Annotated in this window: 3 protein-coding genes; all 3 read left to right on the top strand. The window is 40.9% G+C overall.

Annotated features, from left to right (window positions below):
• Nucleotides 1–515 (top strand): DUF4974 domain-containing protein (locus Q8907_11225; protein ID MDP4274838.1); only part of this gene is annotated, 515 nt, incomplete at its 5' end.
• A gap of 181 nt (nucleotides 516–696) precedes the next feature.
• Complete coding sequence (locus Q8907_11220) at nucleotides 697–4,071, top strand: TonB-dependent receptor (GenBank protein ID MDP4274837.1); 3,375 nt, start codon at nucleotides 697–699, stop codon at nucleotides 4,069–4,071.
• Nucleotides 4,072–4,083: 12 nt separating this feature from the next.
• Nucleotides 4,084–6,054, top strand: coding sequence for a RagB/SusD family nutrient uptake outer membrane protein (locus Q8907_11215; GenBank protein ID MDP4274836.1), 1,971 nt, complete (start codon nucleotides 4,084–4,086; stop codon nucleotides 6,052–6,054).
• The last annotated feature ends 114 nt before the right edge of the window (nucleotides 6,055–6,168 follow it).

Genomic DNA, 6,168 nt, shown 5'->3' with positions numbered 1-6,168 from the left:
AGAAAAAGATTGAAACAACGCTGGTAAACGGTATAGTTGAAATAAGGATAAATAAAGCAAAAATCGGCGAAGACACAGAACTCACCCTAAAACCGAATCAGATTGCTGAGTTTATAAAGGGGACAGGGCATCTTGGCTCTCCAAATATGAATACCCCGACATCCCTTAAATATACAGAGAAAAAGGAAGAAGCCCCCCATATCATAGTCATTCAAGACATAGATCCTGTAGTTTACACTTCCTGGAAGGACAAAAAATGGATTATCGAACATGAAAGTTTAGGAGACCTTTCTATACAACTTGAAAGAAGATATGATGTAGAAATTAATTTCAAAAATGAATCTTTAAAAAATTATAAGATTTCAGGAAAACTGAATGATGAAACTTTACAACAGGTTCTGGATGCAATAAAGTTAACCGTTCCAATTGATTACAACATAAACCACAAACAGATAACCATTGTTGAAAATAAATTTCTGAAGGACTGGTACCAGAAGATCATGAGTAATAATTAACCTAATAAGATCAATTTAATTAACCTTTAAAACTTTATGCCTATGTAAAAACAAAAAACAAAAAGAGGAGAATCTGGACAATTCTCCCCTCTTAAAATCTCAAATTAAATTAATCGATATCAGTTACTTACTTGCAGAGTGTTAACGTGATATCAAAATCTAACTTAAAACTTGCAATAATATGAAAAAAAAGTCAAAGTTCCGGCTCTTTTTTTCTCAAAGAGAGCGATCTAAATTCCTATTAACCATAAAGCTAACACTGCTTCTAAACCTTGTCTGCTTAATCAACATAAATGCTGCCATTTATTCACAGGACAAGGGGTTTTCATTTGATTTGAAAGGAAAAACCATCCGGGATGCCATCAGCATGATTGAAAGGAAAAGTGATTTCCAGTTTCTTAATAACGAAAAATTCAATGGCCTAAACAAAAAAGTTGACCTCAACCTTAAAAACGACCGCCTTGAAAATCTACAGGACAAACTGCTGGCCAATTCAAATATGAAATACCGGGTATTGGAAAACGACCTGATTGTATTAACCCCCAAATCCGTACTTCAAAGGAATGTAATAAAAGGCCGGGTTACAGATAAGGCCACAGGAGAGCCTTTACCAGGAGTCAGTATTGTAGTCAAGGGGACTACCCGGGGGACTTTAACAGATACCGACGGGAAATATTCAATTGAGGTTCAGGGTTCAGATGAAGCAATGGTATTTACTTATGTCGGTTATCTTTCACAAATAGTATACATAAACGACAGAAAACAGATAGACGTTTCACTTGAATCGGCCACCACCAAACTGGAGGAAATTGTTGTCATAGGATATGGCACCCAGAGAAAAGAAGCGGTAACCGGTTCTGTTTCATCAATACGTGGAGATGCAATGCGCGATGTGCCGGCGGCCAACATTTCCCAAGCTTTACAAGGCCGTATAGCCGGTGTGGAAATGTCGCAAAGTTCAACAAAACCAGGTTCCGCCATGCAGATACGTATACGTGGCGCACGTTCATTGAATGCCACCAACGATCCCTTAGTAGTATTAGACGGTATTCCTTTTGCCGGTAATATCGGAGATATCAATCCCAGTGACATCAAGAGCATTGATATTCTGAAGGATGCTTCAGCAACCGCCATTTATGGTTCACGTGGCGCCAATGGTGTTTTAATCGTAACCACCAATAAAGGAAAATTGGGACAAAAAGCTATTTTTAGTTACAACGGATATGTCGGCATAAAAAGTATTTTTGCTAAATACCCCATGATGAATGGACCGGAATTCGCAGCTCTTCGTAAAATTGCAGGTAAATATTCAAACGGTACAGATGAATCCGATTCTACCAATACAGATTGGCAGGATTTGTTTTATAAAACAGGCATGGTTACCAGCCATGACTTAGGGGTAGCAGGAGGGACTGAAAAAGGCAACTACAACTTTGGCATAGGTTATTACCGTGATGAAGCCATAATACCTATGCAGAATTACAGCCGTTATTCTCTTCGCGGTTCTCTTGACCAGGGTGTTGGCAAATCATTCCGCTTTGGATTTAATACCAACAACTTCTATTCTATAAACAACGGCAACAATCTGGGATTATATGGCCTTTTAAGCAGTTCTCCCCTTGCCAATCCCTATAATGCCGATGGAACCTGGAAAAGAGTCATAAAGATGCCCTTGGATAATACCTGGGTTTATTCAAAAGACATTATAGAAAACCTGGGTGACAAATGGGTAGATATGACCAAGGCTTTTGGCTCTTATAACAGTTTATATGGTGAAGTAAAAATTCCAGGTATAGAGGGCTTGAAATATCGGGCAAATATTGGTTTGAATTTCAGGATGAGCAACAGTGGCAGCTATACTGGGGAAGGCGTATTTAATTCCGAAGCCACCACACCATCTACCGCCACTATTGGAAATTCGCTCACAACCAATTGGGTAATAGAAAATCTCCTAACCTATGACAGAACCTTTGCAGAAAAACATGAGATAAGTGCCGTGGCTCTATACTCTGCCGAACAAACCATGTACAACAGTTCACAGGTTTCCGCAAAAAGCATTCCCACTGATGCCTTCCAATTTTATAACTTAGGACAGGCATCCGGTGAATTCACAATTAATCCCAGCAATCAGAATTACTATAAAAACGGCTTAATGTCGTGGATGGGACGTGTAATGTATTCTTATGACAACCGTTACATGATCAGCGCCACTTTCCGCTCAGACGCCTCATCAGTTCTGGCAAAAGGGCATAAATGGCACTCTTATCCGGCTATTTCTGCAGGATGGAACATCAAAAATGAATCCTTCTTGAAAGACATCAAGCCTATAGATTTATTGAAACTGCGTGCAGGCTTTGGACAAACCTCCAACCAGGCAGTAACAGCATACAGTACGCTAGGTGTTTTAAGTACAAGGCCCTATAATTTTGGCGACAATACCTATTCAACCGGATACTATGTTTCACAATTACCTAATCCAAACTTAGGCTGGGAATATTCTAAAACATGGAACTTCGGATTGGACTTTGGATTACTGGGGAATAGGCTTAGTGGTTCTTTAGAGTATTATATCACTAAGACCAATGACATTTTGCTGTATGTCAATTTACCACCCACCTCCGGGGTAAACAACTTTATGGGAAATGTAGGAAAAACCGAAAACAAGGGTTTCGAATTTTCAGTTAATGGTGTAATATTAAACAATCTAAGTGGCTGGACATGGGAAGCCGGCATCAATGTTTATGCCAACAGGAACAAATTAACAGAACTCGCCACCGGACAAACCAGAGATGAATCCAATTGGTGGTTTGTGGGCCATCCCATTGATGTGATTTTTGATTATCAAAAAATCGGACTTTGGCAGCAAAATGATCAATTTTTGAAAACTTATGAACCAAGTGGAGATGCTGGGATGATCAAAGTAAAATATACCGGGACTTATAATAATGACGGATCGCCAACAAGAGCCATTGGACCCGCAGACAGACAAATCATCAACTTAGAACCTAATTTTCAGGGAGGCTTTAATACCCGCCTGTCGTATAAAGGAATAGATTTCAGTGCTGTTGGTGTTTTTAAAAGCGGCGGTAAGTTAATTAGTACTCTCTACTCATCCTCAGGCTACCTCAACTTAATGACGGGAAGAAGGAATAATGTAAAAGTAGATTATTGGACGACGACAAATACCGGTGCTAAATATCCCAAACCAGGTGGGCCGCAAACGGGGGACAATCCAACCTATGGCAGCACGCTGGGATATTTCAACGCATCGTACTTAAAAATACGTATCCTTTCGCTCGGCTATACTTTTAAACAAAATTGGGTTAAAACTATTGGGATTGAGAATCTAAGACTCTACTTTACTGTTGAAAACCCCTTTGTAATGTTTTCTCCATACCACAAAGAATCAAATCAGGATCCAGAGACCAATTCGTATGCCAATGATGCCCAAAATATGGCTGTACCCTATAGTGACAACCAGAAACGTTTGCTGACTATTGGTACGAATACTCCCACCACACGCAATTACCTGATCGGCGTTAATTTGTCATTTTAAAAATAGATTATTATGAAACATATACATAGCAAAATTATTACAGGAACGATTTTATTAACTTTGTTCCTGGCGTCGTGCTCCCAAATACTAAACGAGAAACCCCGTAGTATTTATACCCCAGAATATTTTAAGACAAAAAATGGCGTTATGGGCGGATTAACAGCGATGTATGCTCATCTGCGCTATATTTACGGACAGGCATATTACTACAATACTTGCCTGACAGGGACTGATGAAGCCACATACGCACAACAGGCAGATGATAATTTTAAGTGTATGGATCAATCAGGGGTGTCGGCGACCACTTCCAGCAACAGCAGGGCTGATGTATTGTGGAATAACGCATTTCCAAACATCAATACAGCCAATGGCGTCATTGAAAATGCCACTGCAGCAGGAACTATTTCTGACGCACTGATTGCCGAAGCAAGATTTTTCCGGGCATTTGATTACTTCTTACTTGTACAAACTTTTGGCGGAGTACCTTTGGATCTGGGTGCCGGGGAACTAAAATTCAACACCAATCCTGTAAGAATTTCCATCCGGAATACTGTTCCTGAAGTTTATACAAAAACCATATTCCCGGACCTGCTTAAAGCAATAAACGACCTTCCGGCAACTGGACGTGTAACCGGCGGTGTAACCCAAACAGTAGCACGCCTATATTTGGCAAAGGCATACCTGACATATGGATGGTGGCTTGAAAACCCCAATAGTATTCCCACTTATCCGGCTAGCGACCGCAATGACCCGGACGGACATAATGCTCAATGGTACTATCAGCAGGCTTATAATATAGCAGTAGCAGCTATTCTTGATCCGGGACCTTTCGGACTGCAGCCAACATATTATGATGTCAACCTGGCACAAAACGACCGTAACAATGAAATATTATTGTATGCCGATCATACGCAAACAAGCGAATTTTATAACGGAGCAAGCCTTTCTTATGGCAGTGGCGCTGCTCCGGATAACTTCGCTGTCTGGATGATGACCTTTAACTATACAAGTATTAGGAGCGCAGATACTTCAAGCTGGAAGACTTCAGTAAGTTCTGTTCAACGGGAAGCAGCTCAATCTTTGGGGCGTCCTTGGGTACGCATGTGCCCTCCAATTGGTATATTCACAAATACTTTCGCCGACAAAACCAATGATTCCCGCTATGACGGCACCTTTACAACGGTCTACCGGGGTAACTGGCCCAAAGGAGGCGTCACAAATGCATTCTTATACAATGCAAACAATATAAAAGTCTTACCCGGAGACTCCATACTGACTTTCTTAAATAATGAACCTGCTGTGTCCATTGATTATTCTAATTCTGTATATAAAAGCAATATCGGTGCCGGTGTATTACCGGGAAGCCGCTCTTTTGTAATATCACCAAACGGAATAAGCAGAATAGTATATCCCGGACTTTGGAAACTGGGTTGCTACCGCACCGACAATGGCACCAGTTTGGGACAGCCCAATGCAGGAAGTACCCGGCCATACAATATTGCCAAATTTTCGGAATTATTCCTTATCGCTGCCGAAGCGGCTGTTAAAGGTGCAACCGCAACCGCTATAACCGGAAAGTACGCAAATGACGGAACAGCCAAAGGACTGGTTAATGTCCTCCGTGCACGTGCAGGAAAATGGAAGTGGAGCAATGGCGGGAATATGGCCAAAGTTGAAGACCACAGCACTGCCATGATTGCTGCCACACCGGTAACTGTAGATATTAATTATATTCTGGCTGAACGTTCCCGCGAATATTTTGGTGAAGGTTACCGTTGGTATGATTTGGTACGTACCCAAAAATGGGCAGAACTTGCTGGCAGTTACAAGATTTGTGGAACTGCTATTGGAGACCATAGTCCAGCAACAGTAACACGTAACATTCAACCCTATTTATACCTTCGTCCTATTCCACAAGGCCAACTGGATGCCATGGATGCGACTGTGGCAGAAAAAGCCGCTTATCAAAATCCAGGATATTGATTTTTCTGTATCAGCATAACTGTAAATACAGTTAACAGACAAAATGTAACCGTAAATTAAAGAAGCCGTCCAGGTCACAAATGGACGGCTTCTTTTATATATTAGGTTTATTTT

Source organism: Bacteroidota bacterium, from assembly GCA_030706565.1.
GTDB lineage: Bacteria > Bacteroidota > Bacteroidia > Bacteroidales > JAUZOH01 > JAUZOH01.
This window is presented reverse-complemented; position numbering and strand designations above follow the sequence as displayed.